The following is a 543-nucleotide window of genomic DNA, read 5'->3' as shown; positions in this document are numbered from 1 at the left end:
TGACCCGGTACTAAATCTAAGCAAAAAGACCTATGAGGATATGGACCTCATCGCAGGTGGCTTTGGGGATTGTTCTGCCGAAACAACCATCAATCAGAATACTATCAACGCCCACATTCCAGAGTATGAACGGTGTCAGCGTGTTGTAGATCAAAGCGCGGACTGTGAGGTTGTCCATGACTACGACGCCTCTGTGGTGAAGCACTATGATGGTCCATATAACCTCAAATCTTGTGGAGAAGGCTGTACTGAGTTGTGGATTGGCCGAGTTGGTAACGACTACTGGAGTGGCAACTGTTCGATTTATGAGGAATACACGCGGGTCCAAGTCAGTAATCCAGACGCCATAGTGTCTGCAACTCTTGAGTACGCCAAGTGGGATGACTACATGCAAGTTTGGGTTGGTAAATCAGGTCAGGAAACTAAAGTATGGTCCGGCCCTGACGGCAATTTCCCTCCAGAAACGGCTGGCCGATGTGAATTGTCAACAAGTTGGGAGCGAAACCCTAATATTGATGTCACTCCCTATTTCAAGAATGTGAA

Annotated in this window: 1 pseudogene; it reads left to right on the top strand. The window is 47.5% G+C overall.

The window, feature by feature from the left end:
• Positions 1 to 40: 40 nt before the first annotated feature.
• Positions 41 to 543, top strand: a pseudogene (locus R7P74_RS28735) (conjugal transfer mating pair stabilization protein TraN); the annotation flags it as partial.

The sequence above is a fragment of the Vibrio sp. 2033 genome (genome assembly GCF_033339735.1).
The sequence above is the reverse complement of the archived record's forward strand: the minus strand, read 5'-3'. Positions and strand labels throughout refer to the sequence as shown.